Source organism: Pseudoselenomonas ruminantium, from assembly GCF_900142515.1.
Taxonomy (GTDB): domain Bacteria; phylum Bacillota; class Negativicutes; order Selenomonadales; family Selenomonadaceae; genus Selenomonas_A; species Selenomonas_A ruminantium_D.
The window spans coordinates 21,337-44,247 of sequence record NZ_FRBC01000026.1 but is presented as its reverse complement, the minus strand read 5'-3'; the positions used below and the strand labels follow the sequence as shown (position 1 = coordinate 44,247).

Below are 22,911 nucleotides of genomic sequence, written 5' to 3'. Positions count from 1 at the left end.
GAGCAAGGCTGTCAACCTCTTTCAGCCATGGGAATTCTTCCTTGTACTGTGCAGGGGTATTGTTCAGCTTCTTGCCAGTTTCCTTGTAATGGTCAAGGCGGTCTCCAAGCATTTTGTTATAGATGAATCTGGCACAGCCGAAGGTCTTGGCAAACATAATCTTCTGTTCAGTTGTTGGGTAGAGCCTGTATCGGTATGCCTTATTCACTATAATCACCGCCTTCCTACCAATATTTTATCACAAAAAAGTCACAAAGTATCGTATGGCTCAATTACTTACGTAAATTCGCCAGAAGTCCCCCACCTAAGAGGTGGAGGACTTCTGGCGTACTAGGTTAAATACAATTTGCAAAAACAAACAGCGGGCAGCTGACTTGTCAACAAAATTGACTTATCAACCACCCGCTGTTAACGAGTTTTCTTAATGTGCAGACTGCTTCTGCATAAATTCCTACACCCGCATAATCGGCAGTTTAACCAATTCGCGCGTCATTAGTATTATACATTGGCCAGAGCCTCCAACGCCTGCTCCGTAGTCATAAGAATCTCTCGTGGCTTACTGCCCAAATTAGGCCCCACGATATTTAGCTCCTCCATGGTATCAATCAGCCTTGCGGCCCTTGTATAACCGATATGGAAGCGGCGCTGGATGCTGGAGGCCGAAGCCTGTCCCGTGCTCATGACGAGATTTACTGCATCACCCAGCAGGGCATCGGTTTTGGGTGCACTGCGGGCACCGCCCTTGCCGCTATCTTCTTCATTTGCGGCTTCCATTTCCCGCTGGGTAAAGGCTTCGATTTCCTCATTGGGTTCCATTTCCTGTCCTTGGGCACGAATGAAGTCCAACAGTGTCTCCACTTCCCCATCGCTGATAAAGGCACCCTGCACACGGCGGGGCTTGGAGGCACCAATGGGGAAAAAGAGCATATCACCACGGCCCAGCAGTTTTTCGGCACCACTGCGGTCAAGGATGGTACGGGAGTCAATCTGACTCGATACGGCAAAGGAAATCCTCGACGGCACATTGGCCTTGATAATACCTGTGATAACATCTACAGACGGCCGCTGCGTAGCCAGCACCATATGGATACCGGCGGCACGGGCTTTCTGGGCCAGGCGGCAGATAGCATCTTCCACATCATGGGGAGCTACCATCATGAGGTCAGCCAACTCGTCGATGATGATGACGATGGCTGGCATCTTATCATCCGGGAAGCTGTCATTATAGCCCTGCATATTGCGGACACCCTTTTCCGCAAACTTGCTGTAACGCTTCTCCATTTCCTGCACTGACCAGTTCAATACAGAGGCCGCCTTCTTGGCATCGGTTACCACTGGCACCATCAGATGGGGAATCCCGTTGTAGTTGGACAGTTCCACCATCTTGGGGTCAACCAGGATAAACTTTACCTCATCGGGCTTGGCCTTGAAGAGAATGCTGGTAATCAGGGTATTGATGCAGACGGACTTACCTGAACCTGTGGCACCAGCTACCAGCAGATGCGGCATCTTGCCCAGATCGGCAAAAATGCCTTGCCCGCCGATGTCCATGCCCAAACCAACGGTGAGCTTGGATTTAGCCTTGTCGAATTTGGCATTTTCCAATACTTCCCGCAACTGCACACCTTCCAATTCCTTATTCGGCACTTCGATGCCGATGGCACTTTTGCCGGGAATCTGCTCAATGCGCACGGAAGCCGCAGCCAATCGCAGGGCAATATCGTCTGCCAGATTGGTGATCTTGCTGACTTTGACGCCCGGTGCTGGTTCCAGCTCATAGCGGGTAACCGACGGGCCATGGCAGGCATTGAGGATATTGGCCTTGACCTTGAAATCCGCCAATGTCTGTTGCAAGATACGGGCATTATCCGCAATTTCCATTTCCAGGTCAGCATTCTGACTCTTGACGTGTTTGCTGAGGATTTCCGTAACTTTCGGCAGGATGTATGGCTTGACAGGCTTCGGCTGTTCCTCCACTGCTTTTTCCGAACCATCAAGGATGGCCGCCGCTGGCATGATGGGCGCGATTTCCCCATAGCTGGGCATAGCCGTGCGCCTGGCGGCATCCTTCATGGTTTTTGCCGAAGGCGCTACCGGCTTGGGCTGGGCTACGCCTATGACAGGCTGGCGCTCCAGTGGATTTTCAGGCTGACTGGTCAGATTTGACCGGTCAGTTGACTGGTCAAGCGCTTGCTCTAGAGGCATGAAATCATCAGCCAATCCCAGCCCAGGCTCTTCGCCGCTATCTTCCTGCTCGTCATCGCTTCTGCCGTATTCAATGGTAAACTGCGGCAGCTCTGCTGGTTCCGGCTCTGGCGGCGGTTCTGGTTCAAAATCGTCCACCGCAGTTTGAACCGCGGTTGTTTTCGCCTCTTCCAAAGGAGGCTGAGCGAAATGTTCATCTTCCTCCTGATTATAGAAGGAAGATTTGACCTTCTCCACCACTTTTTCTTCCATGCGCTCGCTGACATCAGCCACCTTTTCATAGGCTACAGCCATGGCCTTGCCCGTGGCAGCGGCGCTTTTTGCTGCCGTGCGCTGAGTGCGCAGGACACCATTGGCCAAAGACCAGGTGGTACTCAGAAGGACCGAGCCGATCACACCGGCTACCAGCAAAATAGTCGAACCATCGACGCCAAAGAACTTCCGCAGGATCAGGAGCAATGCACCTGCCAGCAAACCGCCCCCCTTGGGCAAACTTTCCGGCAGGATCTCGGCTCCTGGTTCAATCATAAGACTATGCCAAACAGCCAGCACAGACAGGAACAATAAGCCCATGCCAAAAAATCTCGGACTATACACCAGCCCATGATGTTTGACAATATACTGATAGCCAATCAGCAGGATCAGCAAAGAAATAAGGATTGCCCCGACACCAAACATATAATGCAGGCACTTGGCAAAATACACCCCGACAAAGCCGACATTCAAGCCAAAAAGGCCACAAATGGATATAAGGCTTACCGCTGCTAAGAAAAGGCCCCATAATTCATACTTGCGTTCGGGATTGGCAGCAGGCTTTGCTGTTGTCTTCTTCCTGCCAGAGGCCTTTCTGCGCCGCGGAGCAGTCTTTCGCTCCGCTACTTTCTTATTCAAGGGATCACCTCAACCATGTTACTTTGTGAGGCGCTCAGCACAGCGCTGGGCCTCGAAGAAGATACGCTCTTCATCAAGCGTCTTGAGCTCGTTGTTTTCCATGATGACCTGACCATCACAGATAACCGTATCCACGGAGCTGGAATTTGCGGCATAGACCAGCAGGGAAACGAGATTATTCCGTGGGAACCAGGCCGCACTGTTCATATCCCAAAGGGTGATATCTGCCTTTGCCCCAGCTTCCAGACGGCCCAGGTTATCGATGCCTACAGCCTTGGCACCGTATTCCGTGCCCATCTTCAAGGCCTCAAATGCAGGAACAGCCAGCGGGTCGTACTCGTTGACTTTATGCAGCATAGCTGCCAGATTTACCTCTTCCAGCATGTCCAGATTGTTGTTGGAGGAAGCGCCGTCCGTGCCCAGAGCCGTGACTACCCCTTCTTTGAGCAGACGGGGTACCGGCGCAAAGCCGCTGGCCAGTTTCATATTGCTGCCCGGGTTATGTGCAACCGCGATCTTATGTTTCTTGATGATTTCGATATCGTTGTCATCCAGATGCACGCAGTGCGCAGCCAGTACATGGTCATTGTCAAAGATGCCCGTTTCTTCCACCCAGGCAAAAGGACGCTTGCCATACTGCTTGAGGGAATCCTCTACCTCGGTTCTCGTCTCATGCATATGGATATGGATACCTGCGCCTAAATCCTGTGCCGCTTTGGATACCTTTTTCAGGAATTCCGGCGGACAGGTATAGGGAGCATGAGGGCCAAACATTACAGAGATACGGCCATTATTGGCACCATGGAACTCCTTGTAAAGTTCCACATTTTCCTGCAGCTTCTTCTCTCCGTCCGGTGCCACGCCGATGATACCACGGCAGAGCACACCACGGATACCGGCATCCAGCGTTGCTTCGGCTACCCGGTTCATATACGGCCCATACATATCAGCAAATGTGGTGGTACCAGAACGCACCATTTCCACCATGGCCAGCATAGCTCCCCAGTAAATATCCTCTTCATTGAGTTTAGCTTCTATTGGCCAGACCTTGTCATTGAGCCATTCCATCAAAGCCATATCATCCGCATAACTGCGGGTCAGCGTCATGGATGTATGCGTATGGGCATTGACAAAGCCCGGCGTAGCCAGATGATTCTTGCCATCAATGATCTTACCCGGACGGAAATCCTCCGGCACCTCTCCAATAGCAGCAATCTTGTTGCCATCCAGCATGATATTGGTCAGCGGTGTCGTACCATCCGGCAGCACCACATAAACGTCTTTGATTAAAGTTTTCACAAATACTCCTCCTCTTATTTATTCCAAATTGAGATATGACCGTTGTTCCGGCGTGAGCTCATCAATAGCCAGCCCTAAGGATTTCAATTTCAACTCAGCCAATTTCACATTGACTTCATTCGGCATCAGATGTACCTCCTTGGCCAGCTCTTTGCCGTGTTCCAGCAAGTGCATCATGGAGAAGAACTGTACACCGAAAGACAGATCCATGATTTCGGCCGGGTGACCATCACCAGCAGCCAGATTCACAAGACGGCCCTCTGCCAGCAGGTAGATCTTGCGGCCATCCGGCTGCAGGAATTCCTCGATATTGTTGCGCACCCTGCGGCGGGACTGTGAGAGGCCTTCCAGTTCGGGGATGTTGATTTCGCAGTCGAAATGACCGGAGTTGGCCAGCATAGCACCATCCTTCATGGACTCGAAATGACGTTTGACGATTACATCCTTGTCACCGGTCAGCGTCAGGAAGATATCGCCAATCTTGGCAGCTTCATCCATAGGCATTACCCGGAAACCGTCAAAAACTGCTTCAATGGCCTTGATGGGGTCAACTTCCGTAATCACGACATTAGCACCGAGGCCCCGGGCACGCATGGCGCCGCCCTTGCCGCACCAGCCATAGCCAGCGATAACCACAGTCTTGCCCGCAATTACAAGGTTCGTAGTCCGCATGATGCCATCCCAGGTGGACTGGCCCGTACCATAGCGGTTATCGAACAGGAACTTCATATAAGCATCATTAGCGGCAATCATGGGGAATTCCAGCTTGCCTTCCTGAGCCAGGCCACGCAGGCGATGCACCCCCGTCGTGGTTTCCTCGGAACCACCGACAATCTTCGGCAGCAAATCACGATGGGTGGTATGCAGGGCATGTACCAAATCACCGCCATCATCGATGATGAAGTCCGGCTCAATCTTCAGCGCTTCGTCGATGAACTGGAAGTATTCCTCCTCCGTGCAATCATGCCAGGCAAAGACATGGACACCGTCTTCCACCAAAGCAGCAGCCACATCATCCTGCGTAGAAAGCGGATTGCTCCCCGTGATGGCCACTTCTGCCCCGGCATGCATGAATACCTCTGCCATATAAGCAGTCTTGGCCTCCAGATGCAGGGTAATCACCATCTTTTTTCCGGCAAAAGGCTTAGTCTTGGAAAATTCTTCGTCCACCGCCCGCATGACCGGCATAAAGTTCTTTACCCATTCGATTTTATCATGGCCGGATGGAGCCAGCTTAATATCGCGAATCATTGATTTCATGGTAATGCCCTCCCTACTACTATATAAGCCAAAAATCTCAAACTTTATTGTAACATGAAAACACGCTTGCCGCCATCTTATTTTTCCAGACGTTTATCCAGTTCCATATAGTCTGTCAAATCAGTCACCAGCGGCGTGATGGAGATATAGCCTTGCTCGGTGGCATAGATATCCGTGGCATTGCCCTTGTCCCGGTCATAGATTTCCCCAGCCATGGTATAAAATACCCTGCCATCCCGTTCTTCTTTCGTAAAGGCATTGAGATAGTCCCGCTTGCCCTGACGGCCAAAGACATACTGCGGCACATCATCCTTCAGGAACAGCGGGAAATTCATATTGAACAGGAAACATCTGCCCTCCTCCGGCATCAACTTCCGGAAATCCCGGGCAAAGATCTCCGCCGCTTCCTGATAAGTCAACCGGCTGTCCGCATCCAGCGACAAGGCAAAGGCAGGAATATCGTGGAAATACCCTTCCATAGCTGCGCCCACCGTTCCTGAATAGATGATATCCGTGGCAAGGTTCGCCCCGTGGTTGATGCCGGAAATCACCAGATCCACCGGCTTGTCTTCCGTCATGAAGGCTTCAATATAGAGTTTGGCACTATCTGCCGGCGTACCGCCAACAGCCCAGGCCTCAATGCCGTATTTTTCCTCCAAGGCTTTGTCCCGCGCCACTTCGATGGGCTTGCCAATGGTCAGAGCATTGCTCATGCCGCTCTGCTGCTGCATGGGTGCGGCCACAATCACTTCATGTTCCTGATGCAACGCCTGCACTAATGCTTCAAGGCCAGCTGCTTTTACACCGTCATCATTTGATAATAAAATACGCAAAAATCTTCCTCCTCCGTTCGTGCACTACCCCCTATTTTACACAATTTTACCACTCTCGTACAATAATATTTGCGCTGACGGAAAAAAGAGCGTATAATAGGTGGGTAAAAATTCTCAAGCGAGGAGTATTATAGTATGGCAAATAGATTTTATGATCTGACGGTAGCTGGCTGCAAGCGTTCGCTGCCCATTTTGAATGTTACGGACAAATTGGCGATTGCGGGCTTCATCATGCTCGGCGACCCGGATCTGACACTGGCCTGCGCCAAGGAATTGGCTAAGAAGATTCCAGCCGAAACGGACGTAATCCTTACGGCAGAAACCAAGGGTATCCCCCTGGCTGCCGATCTCGCCCGCGAACTGGGCATGGAACGTTATGTGGTAGCCCGCAAATCCGTCAAGGCTTACATGGAAAATGCTGTCTGGGTGGAAGATATCTCCATCACCACCAAGGGCGTGCAGAAGCTTTGCCTTGATGGCGTGGACGTTGACCGTCTCAAGGGCAAGAATGTCCTGCTGCTGGATGATGTCATCAGCACCGGCGGCTCCATGAAAGCACTCACCGAACTCACCGAAAAAGCTGGCGGCAAGGTAATCGGCGAGGCTTGCGTCCTTGCTGAAGGCGATGCAGCCAAACGCAAGGACATCATCTTCCTTGAAGCATTACCACTGTTTGACGCTGAATAAAACACAAGTCAGGGACACATAAAGAAAAGACAAGCTCCGATTCCAAGAGCTTGTCTTTTTTTATATGCGGATTTCACGGCGTACAGCATATTCAGCTACGCGATTGTCTGTCCAGGTACGTTCCGGCATGTTACGCCGCTCTCTTTGCAGACGGCGCAATATCGCCACCCGCCGGGGCGGTGCCGGAAAATCCTGAGACACCGTGAATATAGAAGCATTCGCCAGCTCCACCGCCAACATCCTCGCTGGCAGGACACTTACCTGACGGCAAGAATCAGCTAATGGTGCCCAGACAAAAGCAGCCAGTAACATCATAACGATCAAATTTCTTTTCATCCATACATGATAAGGCAAGATATGCCTTTCCGATTCCATTCACCTCCCTATGATCAATGAAGGCAATTCTAACAGAAAGCATGGTATTAATCTGTAACCAATGTCACAGAACCACAGAAATCTTCACCCGCACATCCAAAAACCTGTTACGCAGTCAATTCCTTGGCCGATTCCTTGCGCCGCAGAGAGAAGTTGCACAACTTCTGGGCCAGCCAACCCACTACCAATCCCAGAATATTGGAGCCGCAAATATAGGCAAAAGCATAGCCAAGATTCAGCCAGTAGTCACTCTGAACAGGAAAGGCACTTAAATAATAGCCGGCAAAAACACAGGAAAACGTATTGAAGCCTACCAGTGAATGTTTGATGCAGGATAATTTCAGCGATACCATCAGCACCAGAATCATGATGAAGACCGCCAGCATATTGGCAAGCAGCCCACTCATGAAACCGGCGAAAACGTCCGTGAGTACCACCGCCGTGAGTGCCATGATGCCAGATGCAACAGTGGTAACAGTCCCTTCCTTTATCGCCTTGCCATTGGCTCCGATAGCCAGATACCAGGCCCAGCCGATAAACACAGCCCATACCGGCAGTTCCAGCAATGCCCCCAGGCAAGCCACAGCAGAAACAGCCGCCACTACAACATCCGTCTGATTGATATCCTTTATTGCCCGAATTACTTGTTCCATAAGTCACGCTCCATATATTTTATATTGTTTATTATTATTTTACGCAGATGCGAAGTTTCTGAAAAGGACATGAGTCCCGTTGCAAAAAAAGAACTGCTCCATAAGGAGCAGTCTTTTATAGCATCCAGTAGATTATCATCGGTTTATCCGGCACTATATTTACTTCAAATAGGTCATTTGTTATAATGAATGATATTATCAACAAATCTTATCATAATCTTAGGAGCTGTTCGTTGAATGAAATGTAGCAAATGCGGAAAAAAACTGGAACGAAAGGTCAATTACTGCGCCCATTGTGGACACAAAATCGGGAGGCAAAGCAATCATACCAAGCTGATTGTCGCCTCCATACTCGCCCTTTTCCTCTTATTTGTGGGCGGCGGCATATTAAGCGCCCGCCATGTCATGCAAGCATCCAAAGCACCAATTGCCGAGCCAAATCAGGAAGCTACGCAGAATACGGCAGAAGGCAAGATCGCCGGCGCACAGGCGTTTTCCCTAAAACAGCCCATCAGTGTTCCTCATAATGCTGAAATCACCGTCAACGAACTGTCTTTCGGCAACAAAGCCGAGGGCAGATTCAGCGGGTATACCGCCGATGACGGCAAGACCTTTGCCATGATCACTGCAAACGTAAAAAGCCTGGCCAAAGAACAGGTTGACGAGCAAACTACCCCTCATGTTTCAGTAATCTATGATAACGGCTATGAATATAAATGCTTCCCGGTCAAGAAATCCCATGAATACCTTGATCGTCATTTCCTGCTGGAACCATTGACCAACAACAACATCATCTACCTTGTGAACGTAGACCCATCTATGGCTCATGACGGCAAAGCGCTAAAAATCAAGGTGCAAATTGGCACCAAAGCATTTGTCTGCCGCGTTCGCTGATTCCATACTAAAACACTTGCATTTTACATTTGACACTCCCCATGCCTAAAGGCAGGGGATTCTTGGTTCGATGAACACTGCGGTTTGACCGTAGCCAGACTGACTTACACGTTCTCCCCAAGCGTGAATTCCCGTGTGCCCCACGGTACTGATTTATGTTAGGCAACCTGTTTTTGTTCAAGTGCCTTTCGCAGTATATTTACAGCAGCATTGGTATCTCGGTCATGATGCGAACCACATTCGGGGCAAATCCACTTTCTGACACCAAGATTTTTAGTCTCCACGTTCTGGTGTCCGCATTTCGAGCAAGTCTGACTGGACGGGTAGAACGTATCTACCTTCAAGACTTCGGAGCCATGCAATTCTGCCTTATACTCAAGCTGACGGAAGAACTCAGACCAGCTTACGTCCGATATGGCACGAGCTAACTTGTGGTTTCTCATCATGTTCTTGATTTGCAGGTGTTCTATGGCTATAGTCTTGTTCTGTCTAACCAATGCCGCAGATGTTTTGTGTAGAAAATCCTTGCGGATATTAGCTATACGTTCATGAACTCTGGCAACACGGCTTCTAGCCTTATCCCTATTCACAGACCTTGGCATTTTTCGAGAAAGCCGTCTTTGTTCTCGCGCGAGCTTTCTAGTCAGACGCCGCAGGATTCTGGGATTGGCAACAGTATTTCCATTGCTGTCTGAATAGAACTCCTTTAAACCCACGTCAATGCCTATTTCTCCGCCGTCATTGGTCTTGAGCAAAATTCCCCTGTCCAATTCTACGCACAAAGACACAAAATACTTGCCAGAAGCATTACGGCCGACTGTAGCATTGAGGATTCGCCCGTCAAATTCACGGCTCTGCTTGATTTTCACAGTTCCGATTTTTGGCAGTTTAATTCGATTCCCTACGATACGGACGCCTTTGCTCTGATTCCTGGTGCGGTAGGATTGGCGATGGTTATGCTTGGATTTGAAGCGCGGGTATTTTGCTTGGTGTTTGAAGAAATTCTGGTATGCTGTGTCGAGATTCTTCAAAGACTCCTGCAATGCCATGCTGTCTACCTCTTTCAGCCAGCTATACTCCTTATACTTTTTCAAGTCCGTCAGCATAGCACTTGTCTGATTGTAGGTTACAGACTTATGGTTTGCAGTCCATTCATCTCTACGGATGGCGAGAAAATGATTGAACACAAATCGGCAACATCCCAGAGTATGGTTAATGCGTTCTTGCTGGGCATGGTTCGGGTATATTCTGAATTTGAAGCCCATTGTGTACTTGTCCATTTTCTCACTTCCTTTGCGATGTTTTCTGGCTCTCGATATACTGCTTCACGATGTTAAGCGGAGTACCACCGACAGTGGAGCAAAAATAGCTGTTTGTCCATAGGCTAGGCAGTTTAGTTGTCAGCCATGGAAATTCCTGCCTCAAGATGCGAGAGGTCTTGCCCTTGATAGTCTTTACGGCTTTGTGAACACCGAACTGCGGGTGAACCTCCAGTAAAAGATGCACATGGTCTGGCATGATTTCCATTTCGATTACATCGACTTGGATTTCTTCACAGATTGACTTGACCAGCTCCTTTAGTCTGGTGTCAACGCCATTGACCAACACTTTTCTGCGGTACTTGGGACAGAACACGATATGGTACTTACATGAATATACGATATTGTGGCTTGAATGATATTTTATTTCTCCCATGTTTGTATTATACAACTTTAAGAAAGCTAATACAACACAAGTTAAAAAGTAATTGTCCACCTTCAATTACCTACGTAAATTCGGTGGACACGCCGTAAACCCCCATAACTAAAGTTAGGGGTTTTACGGCGTTTTGGATAAGCCTTTCCATTCCGAATCAGATACATGAAAGCCTTCGGCTGCTGCTTTCGATAAAGGAGACTGTTGGCCAAGCTTATCCGCTTATAAATCGTTACCTTTGGATAAACCGCTCTAGCGACTAAACTGTGGCGGTTTAAGTTATAAAGTTTTTACTACTGTGAGTGCAACCGCTGGGCGGCACCTTCTATACGCCTATTCTAACATCTGCCTGAGTTGTTGGCAAATGCTTTTAAAATGCAAGAGCTAATTTATTGACTACTAAAATTACCAGAATTATAATTAATAAAAGATTATAATAGTTGCTTGGCCTATGATAAATATCATACGTCAGGGATGACAGCTGTTTTCATGATATGGAGGCTTTTGAATGCAATCACAAGACTTGAAGCACACGATGCAAAACGTAATCTGGGACGATGCTCCCGTGGATGTCACCGAAGAAGTCAACTTCATCTGGTCTATCGCCAACAAGTTACGTGGCCCTTACCAGAGCGATAAGTATAAGAACGTCATCATTCCCATGACCATCATCCGCCGCTTTGAATGTGCCTTAGAGAAGACCAAACCTGCTGTGCTGCAGATGGTCAGTACCAATCCCAACATACCAGACAAGGTTCTCTATAAAGCCGCTGGTTATTCCTTCTACAACAAAAGCCGTCTTTCCCTAAATGAGCTGCTGAATGACTCGGCTAACATTGCAGAAAACTTCAAATCGTATTTGCAGGGCTTCTCCCAGAATGTCAAAGACATCATTGCCAATCTGGAGTTCGAGAAGGAAATCATCAAAATGGATAAGCATAACCGCTTATATGGTGTGGTGGATGCTTTCTCAAATGTGGATTTGAACCCGGCGATTATTGACAATGTAAAGATGGGCTATATCTTTGAAGACCTCATTCGCCGTTTCTCTGAAAATGCTGAAGCCGGTGACCACTACACCGGTCGTGATATCATCAAAGTCATGGTGGAGATTCTCCTAGCCGAAGGTGCCGACGATATCTTTGATGACCACAAGGTAGTTACCGTGCTGGACCAGGCCTGCGGTACGGGCGGCATGCTCTCCACCTCCTACAACTGGATTAAACGCTTCAACAACACGGCAGAGGTCAAACTATACGGCCAGGAAATAAACCCGGAATCCTTCGCCATGTGTGTGGCGGAAATGCTGATTAAGGGCGAGGATGCCGATAAAGTTCAGCATGTCGATACCATGAAAACCGATAGCTTTCCTGGACAAAAAATGAGGTTCGTCATCGAAAATCCTCCTTTTGGTCAATCCTGGGGCGGCAAAGATGCTTCTGAAGGTGTCGAATCCGCTGTAAAAGATGAATTCGACAAAGCACATAGCCGCTTTATGGCTGGCTTACCTGGCACCGGCGACATGCAGCTGCTGTTCATGCAGTCGGCCATCGATAAAATGGACGATACCAATGGCCGTGCGGCCATCATCGAGAACGGCAGCCCCCTCTTTGCTGGTGGCACCGCCTCCGGTGAGAGTCAAATCCGCCGCTATATGTTAGAGCATGACTTAATCGAAGCCATCATCGCCCTGCCCACCGACCTTTTCTATAACACCGGCATCGCCACCTATATCTGGATTCTGTCCAAAAACAAACGGGAAGAACGTCAGGGAAAAGTCCAGCTGATTGATGCCACCCAGCTATATCACGTTCTGCGTAAGTCCCTAGGCAAGAAACGCAACGAGATTACCGCCGAGGACCGTGAGGCTATTGTCAAACTCTATGCCGACTTCACCGAAAACGAGAATAGCAAGATATTCCGTAATACGGAGTTCATGTATCGTGAGTACGCCGTCATGCAACCCCTGCAGCGCAGCTATGCCATCAATAAGGAGCGCATCGAGAATATGTTGGCAAAAGGTTCCTTAAACAGCATATACGATGAAGGCAAAATTGCGGAACTGCAAGCTAAAGAAGACCTGTCAGACAAAGACAAGAAAAAGCTGGATACACTTGAAGGCGGACAACCACTCTACGAGGATATCGTTACCACCCTGCGTAACTCTGTCTCTGACACGCTCTACCTGTCCCCGAAGGAATTCGAGCCAATCCTCAAAGCGGTCTTGAAACCGCATGCCGTAGAACTGGCCGTAAACAAAACCTTATTCAGCAAAATTATGGACGGCCTGTCCCTGATGGATAAAACTGCCGAAATCCAGCGTGACCGCAAAGGCAACATTATCTATGACAAGGAAACCAAAGACACGGAGATTGTCCCCTTCGAGGAAAATATCGACGACTATATGACCCGGGAAGTCCTCCCCCATATCCCCGACGCCAAAGCCTTCTTCGAAGAAGATATGAGTAAGAAAAAACCCGTCATCAAGACCGGTGCCGAGATTCCCTTCACCCGCTACTTCTACAAATATGTGCCACCCAAAGCCAGCGACGAACTGGCCCAAGAATTCTTCGCCCTCGATAAAAGTGTCAACGAGCGCATAGCGAAACTCTTTGGAGGCGCATTATGAGAGAGATGAAAGATAGTGGGATTGCGTGGATTGGGGAGATTCCTAAAGACTGGTCTGTTATCCCGTTAAAGTATTTATTATCCAATGAAATAGATAGCCTCCGTGTCGGACCATTTGGCAGCGAGTTAAAAAGTACAGATTTTACTGATGAAGGATATTGGGTATATAACCAACGTACAGTATTAGATTATAACTTTACTACAAACGATACCTATATTTCTGAAGAAAAATATCGCACAATGGCAGGTTTTCAAATTCGTCCTAAAGATATTTTAATTACCACTCGTGGAACCATTGGCAGGATTTGTCGTATCTCCGACAAATTCTATAAAGGAGTCATTCATCCATGTATTATAAAATTTAGGATTAATGAAGATGTTGTACTATATCCATATTTGGAATTAATTTTTAATTCCTCAAGTTTATTTCTGACTCAATTAACATATCAAAGCAATGCCACAACTATTGAAGTCATATATGGAGGAACCTTAAAGAATCTCATGGTTCCAATCCCTACGGACATCAATTTACAAAAACGTATTTCTAAATATCTCATGCGTCGCTGTAATGAAATCGATAATATTATTAAGGATATCCAACGTCAAATCGAAGTCCTGCAGGAATACAAGCAATCCGTTATCACAGAGGCGGTTACCAAAGGGCTGGATAAAGATGTGGCTATGAAGGATAGCGGTATTGACTGGATTGGTAACATTCCACACCATTGGACTGTGAAAAAAGTAAAGTATCTTGGTGATTCAAGAAACGGATTAACCTATAAGCCGATTGATATTGTTGATGAAAACGAAGGAACTTTAGTTTTGAGATCATCAAATATTCAAGACGGTAAATTAGTTTTTGATGATAATGTATATGTATCTAGTAGAATACCTAAAAACTTAAAAGTAAAAAAAGGGGACATTTTAATTTGTTCAAGAAATGGCAGCCGCGAATTAATCGGCAAAAATACACTTATCGATGATGTAGATGCAACATTTGGCGCGTTCATGATGATTTATAGATGTATAGCCCCACGTTTTATATATTATGTATTAAACTCGGAAGTATTCAAATATTATCTTGGAACTTTTTTCACATCAACCATTAACCAATTAACCGGTTCTAATTTTAATAATATGAAGATAGTATTCTGTCCTGACGAAGAAGAACGTCAAAAAATAACAAATTATCTTGATGAAAAATGTTCCAAGATTGATGTCATAATTGCCGACAAACAAAAGCAACTTGACACCTTAATCGAATACAAGAAATCCTTGATTTATGAGTATGTAACTGGTAAAAAGGAGGTGCCTATGGATGCATGAGATTTTATCGGAACGGGAATACCAGGCCTTTATCCTGGAGCAGCTGCGGGATGAGAATGGCTTTATTATCCGCAATGCCAAGACGGATTTTGACCGGACCGTGGCCATGGATAGAAAAATGCTCTTTGCCTTTCTGGAGGACACCCAGCCGGACGAGCTGGACGCCCTGCGGAAAATCTATAAGGAACGTACTGAGGAAACTATCGTCAACTACATCAATCAGAAGGTAACCTCCAAGAAGGACAGCCTGATTTCCGTGCTGAAGCATGGCATCGAGCCCACCACGGGCATCGTCCTGAAACTGATGTATGATAAGCCCGCCTCCAAGCTCAATCCTGACCTTTATGCCAAGTATCAGAAGAACCGTTTCTCCGTTATGGAGGAAGTATGGGCAAGTGACGACGAGCGCGTGGATGTAGTCATTTTCCTCAATGGCCTTGCCATCATGACCTTTGAGCTCAAGTGCAACTATCAAGGGCAGTCCTATGCGGATGCTATCTATCAGTATCGCAAAGACCGCAACCCCAAGACACGCCTGTTCCTGTTCAAGGCTGGTGCACTGGTCAACTTTGCCATGGACCTCACCGAGGTGCACATGACCACGAAACTTGCCAAGGACACCACCTATTTCCTGCCCTTCAATAAGGGCAATGGCGAAGGCGTCCAGGCTGGCAAGGGTAATCCCGTATACGAGGATAAGTACAGCGTCAGCTATATGTGGGAAGACATCCTGCAGAAGGATACCATCTTGGAGATTATCAATAAATTCATCTTTGTCGAGGTATCCGAGAAGTTCAACGAGGCCACCTGTAAAAAAGAGACGCGGGAGAACTTGATTTTCCCGCGCTATCATCAGCTCGATGCTGTGCGCAAACTGCTGGCGGACGTAAAGGTAAATGGCAGCGCCCTGAACTACCTGATCCAGCATAGCGCGGGTTCCGGCAAGACCAACAGCATTGCCTGGCTCTCCCATCGGCTGGCATCCCTCCACGATGATGCGGATAATATCATCTTTAACCATGTTATCATCATGACAGATCGCGTCGTGGTTGACCGCCAACTGCAGTCCGCCGTGCGCGCCATCGACCACAAGAGCGGCCTTATCCGCGTCATGGATGATAGCTGCACCTCCGCTGATTTAGCCAGCGCCTTATCGCAGAATACAAAGATTATCGTCACGACCATCCAGAAATTCCCCTTCATTGTCGATGAGGTCAAGAACCTCAAGGAACAGCGCTTTGCCGTAATCATCGACGAGGCCCACTCCTCCACGGCCGGCAAGAATATCGCCGCCGTTACCAAGGCCCTGGGCTCAAAAGAGGCACTGGATACCGAGGAAGAGCGCGATATGGAAGATGCCATCGCCGAAGAGATTGAGCTGAACGGCAAGCAGGCCAATGTCTCCATGTTTGCCTTCACTGCCACCCCGAAGGCCAATACCCTGAAGAAATTCGGGCGGCTCAATCCGCAGGGGATGTATGAGGCCTTCCATATCTACTCGATGAAACAGGCCATCGAAGAAGGATTCATCCTCGATGTACTCCAAAACTACACCACCTATGATACATTTTATAAGATCAACAAGATTATCGAGGATGACCCCGAGCTCAAGACCGCTGAAGCCAAGCGTAAGATTGCCCGCTATGCCGCGCTCCACGAGACCAATATCGCCCAGCGCATCGAAATCATCATCGAGCATTTCCGCACCTCCGTCATGGACGGACTGGACGGTACGGCCAAGGCTATGGTGGTTACCGGCTCCCGTCCGGAAGCCGTAAAGTACAAGCAGGCCTTCGACAGATATATCCAGCGGAAAGGCTATGATATGAAGGCTCTCGTCGCCTTCTCGGGCAAGGTAAAGCTCGATGGCGACGAATATACCGAATCTGGTATTAACGGTTTTGCCGAGCAGAAAACCCGCGACAAATTCGACACACCAGAATACCGTGTCATGATTGTGGCCAACAAATACCAGACGGGCTTTGACCAAAAGCGGCTCTGCGCCATGTATATCCTCAAGAAACTCCGCGGGGTTGCGGCTGTCCAGACCCTTTCCCGTCTCAACCGCATCTGCCCGCCCTATAAGAAAAAGACCTTCATCCTGGACTTTGTCAATGACTATGAGGATATCAAGAAGGCGTTCTCGGTGTATTACACGGTGACCTTCCTCTCCAACTCCATCCGCCCCGAGGCTATCTACGAACTCGAGGCCAAGATTGATGCCTATGGCATCTTTGATACGGAAGACGTCGAAAAGGTCAATACGCTACTATACTCCAAGGACAGCCACCGCAAGACGCGCATCGCCAGCATCCTGTATAAAGTGCAGAAACGGATGGAACATTACAAAGATGATGAGCACAGGAAACTGATGAAACTGCTGAAAGGCTTTGTCAAATACTATGAATTCCTCATCCAGGTCACCAGTTTCGAAGACCATGCCATCCATGAGAAATACACCTTCATCGACTGCCTGCTGGCCTTTGTCAACATCCGTCACAGCGGCGGCGGGTTCGATTTGCGCGGCAAGGTAAAGGCTACCGATTTCGTCCAGAAACTCAATACCACCTATGTAAAAGAAACCATCGTGCCTTACCCTGTTGTTACCTTGCCGGTGCCGGACGATATCAACGTATCACCAGAAACCTACAAGAAACTATCCCAAATCATCGAGGAAATCAACAGCCGCACCGGCAACAGTTTTGACAACGACGTTGCCGTCAAATCCATGCTGCAGCTGCGGGACATCATGCTCAAATCCGATGACCTCAAAGCCAGTGCGCAAAATAACACCGCTGCGAACTTTGAGATTTCCTTCTTCAACCGGCTCGATGATATCCTCGTCGAAGGCTACGAACACAACCAAGACTTCTTCTCCCTGCTGCTGAGAGACGAAGAACTTAAACGCTATTCCATGGGCATATTTGCCGATGAAGTATATCGGACGTTAAGAACAGACCAGTAACTCGTGAAACCAAAATAGCCGGAGAGCTGACTCGTCATTTGACCAGTCAGCCCTCCGGCTGTTTTCCTCTTTCCCTATCATTGTCTTTTATTCCACATCACTCACAAGGATTCAAAGCCCTCATGTTCAAGTAGTTTTTGGAATACCGAACCAATAGGTTCACGTATAACCAGCTCTGCCCACGAATCGGCAACAGTAGCTGTCTGATTTATAACAACTAAGTGCCTGCCCTGAAAATATTCTAAAAGATCTGCCGCAGGATGTACAGTTAATGATGTTCCTCCTACGATCAATGTATCTGCCTGCTGCATAAGCGATTCCGCACGCATTAGGTTTTCTTCATCCAGCATTTCATCGTATAAAACGACATCCGGTTTGATTATCCCACCGCATACGCACCTGGGCACTTCGCTTTGTTCCTGTATATCCTCCAACGTATAGTATGTATGGCATTTCACGCAATAATTGTTATAAATATTCCCATGCAATTCTATCACTACATTGGAGCCAGCCTGTCTATGCAGTCCATCAATATTTTGTGTGATTACACCGATTAATTTCTTTTTCTGTTCCAACTTAGCTAAAGCATAATGACACGAATTGGGTTTCGCATCGGAATGAATAAGAAATTTTCGATAGTATCTATAAAATAGTTCTGGATACCGTTCAAAGAAATCATGGGATAGTATTTCTTCAAAAGAATACTTGTCATGAAACAAGCTATGCCCCATGCCATGAATCCCGCGAAAGTCAGGTATTCCCGACTCCGTAGATGTTCCAGCTCCACCTAAAAAGACAATCTTACTGCTCTCACTTACTATGTTGAATAAATTATCCATAACAAATCACACGCCTTTAATGTTATCAGAAAATCTCTCCCACATATCATTACGCGCTTTCAATAAATCATCTACTTTTTGGTGCATCGCCACACATCCCAAATCATAATTTGGTTTTATACTCAACAAATCTCGCGAAAGTTCAAAGTTCAAATTTGATCTGTAATATCCTATCAATCGTCCGTCCTTTTTTATATCTATTTTTTCGGTTTGATCAGCTGCAAATAAATATAAATATTGACAACCTATCATCTTTATTATCTTCTCAATTTGTGGTACTATTTTTTCCCAAAAAAGCCCAAACCCTAACGGTATCCCCCTATATTTTTGAGTGGGATATTTTATATTTTTACAAAAATGCTGCAGTTCTAACGCCGGGTAGCAGTCTCGAACCAACTCCGAACTCTTATCATCTCTCGCATATTCAGCCGACTTTAACATGTCTGCCTTATCACGAGCAAGATTTAACATTTTATCTGCCTTCTCATAATTATCATTATCCGTATAATATTTTTCTAAATCTTTTAATGAAGCCTTATCATTTTGAAGCATTGCCTCTACTAAAAGTCTTAGCACTTCCTTATCCTCATCGTCTGACAAAGCATCGAATTCATTCTTTGTATATAACAAACCACACTTCAATGAAAAAAAAGCTGCTACTCGTGAATTTTCATCCACAACAAGATAGACGCATGTCTCGCCTTTACTATCGGCCTCCCATGCGTCCTCTTTTAAATAGCGTTCTAAGGCAATACCATTTTCTATTGCACTAAACCCTTCTATAATCTCTTTATTCTTTTTACAAGAAGTCAGTCTTACAATACGAAATTTAGCGAAATACTTTCTTACGTCTCTAATTTCCTGTTCCATTAATACACTAACTCTACACCATGTTTACGCTCAAATCTAACCCTTACAGCGTCGACTTTAATATCTTTCACTGCAATATGTACATTTCCATTTTCACTAGCCTTTAACCCCCGTCTAGCTTTTTTCCAGCTAAACTCTTCATGCGATAACATACTCAGACTCCACGAGGACATCTTGCCATACTCGTTTAGCACAAACTCTATAACTTTTTTTACTTTACTATCTTTTATCTCAGCACAGTCTTGAAAATCTAATGCCGTACGGAACAGTGTTCGAACACTTAAAAGAACTGGACCATACTTCCAGCCTTCAAAATCTTCTGAAAACAGCTGTTCATCATACCTTACGAGGAATTCTCTTTGGGCAAAATACATCAACTTATGCATCTTCATTTCATCCATATCATGCTTATGTCTCTGCTTATAGCCTAAGAATAGCGCTTTTTCCACATCTCTTGCAGTTTCCACGCTAACCCCTCCCATCTAAAACCTATCTACATTTATATTATACTACATTTTCGCCTCTTTTGGATTATTTATTTGTATTGTTTAGTTTATTTATTATTATTATTTTTTATTATTACTACTTTTATATTATATTATTCGGGACACTTTTGAAAACTCCTGCTAAATAAATATGTAAATATTTATACCTATTTTACCCATTTTTCAGGAGCAAATCCATTTTCATAATATGTCAGGCTCCAAGTTGGCTCTTTGTTCCCCAATGGCTTTTACCATACCAGTCCTCACAAAAAACAGCCTTACAGAGACTATTCTTCTGCAAGGCTGTTTCGTTATATCTGACAAGTCAATTTGACTTATCAAATCTGTTGACTGGTCAAATTCGTATTGGTCTTTTTTTCAGCGTCGATAAGTTCCTGTGCGGCGGTCAGCTGCAGTTTGACCTGCTCTGTTGACGTACCGCCCAAGGAAATGCGCTGGTTGACACAGGTCTCCGGCTTCAAGGCCTCGGCAATGTCGGCCTCGAAGAGTGGCGAGAGTTCTTGCAATTCCGGCAGGGTCATATCGGCAAGATATTTGCCCTCGGCAATGCATTTATGCACGGCCGTACCGGATACCGCATGTGCCTGACGGAAGGGCATGCCCTTCTTTACCAGATAGTCGGCAAGGTCGGTTGCATTGGAGAAGTCCTCCTCCACGGCCTTGCGCATAACATCTTTCTTGACCTTCATACCACGGATAAGCTGAGCATAGACACCCAGGCTGAATTTCACCGTGTCGATGGCGTCAAATATGCCCTCCTTATCCTCCTGCAAGTCCTTGTTATAGGCCAGTGGCAAGCCTTTGACCGTAGTGAGCATGGCCATCAGGTGGCCGATTACCCGGCCCGTCTTGCCGCGCACGAGTTCGGATACATCGGGGTTTTTCTTCTGCGGCATCATGGACGAGCCCGTGCAATGGGCATCGTCAAGTTCCACAAAGGAGAACTCCCGGCTGCACCAAAGGATGGTTTCTTCCGACAAGCGGGAAAGATGTACCATCAAAATGCTGGCCGCCGACAGGAATTCCATGATGTAGTCACGGTCGCTGACCGCATCCAGGCTGTTGCTGTAAATCTGCTCGAAGTTCAGCTGCTTGGCCACCAGTTCCCGGTCGATGGGGAACGTGGTGCCGGCCAGGGCACCTGCGCCCAAAGGCATGATGTCTGCCCGTTTGTAAACGCCTTCGAAGCGGGCGTAGTCACGGGAGAGCATGCCGAAGTAAGCCATCAGATGATGGGCAAAGAGAATGGGCTGGGCCCGCTGGAGATGGGTGTAACCAGGCATGATGACATCCTGATTTTTCTTGGCCAGCTCCACCAGGGCTTCCTGCAGATTGATGATTTCCTGCTGGACAGCCACTACTTCCCTACGCACATACATGTGAGTATCGAGAGCCACCTGGTCATTGCGGCTGCGGGCAGTATGGAGCCGCCCGCCAGCTTCGCCAATGGCTTCGGTCAATCGCTTTTCGATATTCATATGAATATCTTCGAGATCCACGGAGAAGTCAAAATCCCCCGCTTCAATCTGGCCTTCAATGTCCTTGAGGCCCTGCAGGATGGCCCCGCAGTCGTCCTCGGAGATGATGCCGCATTTGGACAGCATGATGGCATGAGCGATGGAACCGGCAATGTCCTCGTGGTACATGCGCTTGTCAAAGTTTATGGAGGCCTGGAACTCGTTGACCATTTCGTCTACGGTCTTGGTGAAACGGCCTCCCCACATAGCCTCGCTCATTTACCAGTCTTCTCCTGCATCAGGGCACGAACCTTCAGCGGCAGGCCGAAGAGGTTGATGAAGCCCGTAGCATCTGCCTGGTTGTATACGTCATCATGCTCGAAGGTTACGAATTCCTGGCTGTACAGGGAGTACGGGGAAGTGGAACCTGCGGAGATGATGTTGCCCTTGTAGAGTTTCAGTTTTACCTGGCCCGTTACGGTCTGCTGGGTGCTGTTGACGAATGCATCCAGAGCTTCGCGCAGCTGGCAGAACCACATGCCATCGTAAACCAGTTCAGCATAGCGGATGGCAACCTGCTGCTTGTAGTGATAGGTGTTGCGGTCAAGGCAGAGGTATTCCAGTTCACGGTGTGCATAGTAGAGCAGAGCTCCGCCCGGATTCTCGTACACGCCGCGGGACTTCATGCCCACCAGACGGTTTTCGCAGATATCCACGATGCCGACGCCGTTGCGGGCACCGATCTTGTTGAGTTCTTCCATGAGTTCCACAGCGCCCATTTTCTTGCCGTTGACACCCACCGGTTCACCCTGTTCAAAGTCGATGGTCACGTATTCCGGTTCGTCCGGAGCATCCTTGGGAGCCTTGGAAATCAGGAACATGCTGTCTTTCGGTTCGTTAGCCGGATCTTCGAGGTCAGCACCTTCATGGGACAGATGCCAGATGTTTCTATCCATGGAATAGGTCTTGTTTTCCGTAGCGATGGGAATGTCATGCTTCTTGGCATATTCGATTTCAGCGGAGCGGGAGTCAAGATCCCATTCACGCCAGGGAGCAATCAGGGTGATGTTCGGAGCCAGCGCCTTGACGGTGAGTTCGAAACGTACCTGGTCATTGCCCTTGCCGGTAGCGCCGTGAGCGATAGCATCCGCGCCTTCCTGCTTAGCGATTTCTACCAGTTTCTTGGCAATGATGGGACGGGCAAAGGAAGTGCCCAGCAGGTACTTATCTTCGTAAACAGCGCCAGCCTTGAGGGTGGGCCATACATATTCCTTGAGGAATTCTTCCTTGAGGTCAGCGATATAGACCTTGGAGGCACCGGATTTCAGCGCCTTATCATGAACGGCATCCAGTTCATCGCCCTGCCCTACATCAGCGCAGCAGGCGATAACTTCGCAGCCATCGTAGTTTTCCTTGAGCCAGGGAATGATAACGGAGGTATCCAGACCGCCGGAGTAAGCCAGAACTACTTTTTTAATCTGTTTAGCCATAATATTACTTCCTTTCCACTTCTAAAATCTATAATCGC

19 protein-coding genes are annotated in these 22,911 nt (G+C 47.6%); 5 read left to right on the top strand and 14 right to left on the bottom strand.

From position 1 onward, the window contains the following. The 5 genes from BUB68_RS12120 to surE all read right to left on the bottom strand — a co-directional run. On the bottom strand, positions 1–208 hold a 208-nt coding region (locus tag BUB68_RS12120; protein WP_256625924.1), incomplete at its 3' end, for a helix-turn-helix domain-containing protein. A gap of 290 nt (positions 209–498) precedes the next feature. Then, on the bottom strand, positions 499–3,096 hold the full coding sequence (locus BUB68_RS12115; RefSeq protein ID WP_073091788.1) for an FtsK/SpoIIIE family DNA translocase: 2,598 nt from the start codon (positions 3,094–3,096) through the stop codon (positions 499–501). An 18-nt stretch (positions 3,097–3,114) separates the two neighbouring features. Further along, on the bottom strand, positions 3,115–4,395 hold the full coding sequence (locus tag BUB68_RS12110; protein ID WP_073091785.1) for an amidohydrolase: 1,281 nt from the start codon (positions 4,393–4,395) through the stop codon (positions 3,115–3,117). 18 nt (positions 4,396–4,413) lie between these two features. Further along, on the bottom strand, positions 4,414–5,655 hold the full coding sequence (locus BUB68_RS12105; protein ID WP_073091782.1) for an adenosylhomocysteinase: 1,242 nt from the start codon (positions 5,653–5,655) through the stop codon (positions 4,414–4,416). A gap of 77 nt (positions 5,656–5,732) precedes the next feature. Continuing rightward, the gene (gene surE / locus BUB68_RS12100; protein ID WP_073091778.1) at positions 5,733–6,488 is read right to left on the bottom strand and encodes a 5'/3'-nucleotidase SurE; all 756 of its coding nucleotides are present in this window, start codon (positions 6,486–6,488) and stop codon (positions 5,733–5,735) included. A gap of 135 nt (positions 6,489–6,623) precedes the next feature. On the opposite strand from surE, the gene BUB68_RS12095 reads away from it, so the two are divergent. After that, positions 6,624–7,175 carry a phosphoribosyltransferase family protein gene (locus tag BUB68_RS12095; RefSeq protein WP_073091775.1) on the top strand — a complete coding sequence of 184 codons (552 nt, stop codon included), beginning with the start codon at positions 6,624–6,626 and terminating at the stop codon, positions 7,173–7,175. A 60-nt stretch (positions 7,176–7,235) separates the two neighbouring features. Here BUB68_RS12095 and BUB68_RS12090 read toward each other — a convergent pair whose 3' ends face one another. Further along, positions 7,236–7,499, bottom strand: coding sequence for a hypothetical protein (locus BUB68_RS12090; protein ID WP_143188164.1), 264 nt, complete (start codon positions 7,497–7,499; stop codon positions 7,236–7,238). Between the two features lie 158 nt (positions 7,500–7,657). Next, positions 7,658–8,203 carry a DUF1097 domain-containing protein gene (locus BUB68_RS12085; protein WP_073091769.1) on the bottom strand — a complete coding sequence of 182 codons (546 nt, stop codon included), beginning with the start codon at positions 8,201–8,203 and terminating at the stop codon, positions 7,658–7,660. 237 nt (positions 8,204–8,440) lie between these two features. Here BUB68_RS12085 and BUB68_RS12080 point away from each other — a divergent pair, with 237 nt between their 5' ends. Further along, entirely contained in the window at positions 8,441–9,097 is a 657-nt protein-coding gene (locus BUB68_RS12080) for a zinc-ribbon domain-containing protein (RefSeq protein WP_073091766.1), read from the top strand. A 158-nt stretch (positions 9,098–9,255) separates the two neighbouring features. Here the strand turns inward: BUB68_RS12080 and tnpB are convergent, their stop codons facing one another. Further along, entirely contained in the window at positions 9,256–10,377 is a 1,122-nt protein-coding gene (gene tnpB / locus BUB68_RS12075; RefSeq protein ID WP_081371992.1) for an IS200/IS605 family element RNA-guided endonuclease TnpB, read from the bottom strand. A 4-nt stretch (positions 10,378–10,381) separates the two neighbouring features. Then, positions 10,382–10,792 (bottom strand): IS200/IS605 family transposase, encoded by a 411-nt coding sequence (gene tnpA, locus BUB68_RS12070; RefSeq protein ID WP_073091791.1) that lies wholly within the window; start codon positions 10,790–10,792, stop codon positions 10,382–10,384. Positions 10,793–11,300: 508 nt separating this feature from the next. Here tnpA and BUB68_RS12065 point away from each other — a divergent pair. From BUB68_RS12065 to BUB68_RS12055, 3 genes are read left to right on the top strand one after another with little or no spacing between them, the layout of a single operon-like run. Further along, positions 11,301–13,421 carry a type I restriction-modification system subunit M gene (locus BUB68_RS12065; RefSeq protein WP_081371991.1) on the top strand — a complete coding sequence of 707 codons (2,121 nt, stop codon included), beginning with the start codon at positions 11,301–11,303 and terminating at the stop codon, positions 13,419–13,421. Next, complete coding sequence (locus BUB68_RS12060) at positions 13,418–14,746, top strand: restriction endonuclease subunit S (protein WP_073091760.1); 1,329 nt, start codon at positions 13,418–13,420, stop codon at positions 14,744–14,746. The genes BUB68_RS12065 and BUB68_RS12060 overlap by 4 nt, the downstream gene beginning before the upstream one ends. Beyond that, entirely contained in the window at positions 14,739–17,711 is a 2,973-nt protein-coding gene (locus tag BUB68_RS12055) for a type I restriction endonuclease subunit R (RefSeq protein ID WP_073091757.1), read from the top strand. The genes BUB68_RS12060 and BUB68_RS12055 overlap by 8 nt, the downstream gene beginning before the upstream one ends. A gap of 101 nt (positions 17,712–17,812) precedes the next feature. Here the strand turns inward: BUB68_RS12055 and BUB68_RS12050 are convergent, their stop codons facing one another. The 5 genes from BUB68_RS12050 to BUB68_RS12030 form a co-directional block, all read right to left on the bottom strand. Next, positions 17,813–18,550, bottom strand: a complete 738-nt coding sequence (locus BUB68_RS12050; RefSeq protein ID WP_073091754.1) for an NAD-dependent protein deacylase — start codon at positions 18,548–18,550, stop codon at positions 17,813–17,815. Between the two features lie 6 nt (positions 18,551–18,556). Then, complete coding sequence (locus BUB68_RS12045) at positions 18,557–19,420, bottom strand: hypothetical protein (RefSeq protein WP_073091751.1); 864 nt, start codon at positions 19,418–19,420, stop codon at positions 18,557–18,559. Next, positions 19,420–19,887, bottom strand: a complete 468-nt coding sequence (locus tag BUB68_RS12040; RefSeq protein ID WP_073091748.1) for a Panacea domain-containing protein — start codon at positions 19,885–19,887, stop codon at positions 19,420–19,422. The genes BUB68_RS12045 and BUB68_RS12040 overlap by 1 nt, the downstream gene beginning before the upstream one ends. 356 nt (positions 19,888–20,243) lie before the next feature. After that, positions 20,244–21,662, bottom strand: coding sequence for an argininosuccinate lyase (gene argH / locus BUB68_RS12035; protein WP_073091745.1), 1,419 nt, complete (start codon positions 21,660–21,662; stop codon positions 20,244–20,246). Further along, on the bottom strand, positions 21,659–22,873 hold the full coding sequence (locus BUB68_RS12030) for an argininosuccinate synthase (RefSeq protein WP_073091742.1): 1,215 nt from the start codon (positions 22,871–22,873) through the stop codon (positions 21,659–21,661). The genes argH and BUB68_RS12030 overlap by 4 nt, the downstream gene beginning before the upstream one ends. Between the last annotated feature and the right edge of the window lie 38 nt (positions 22,874–22,911).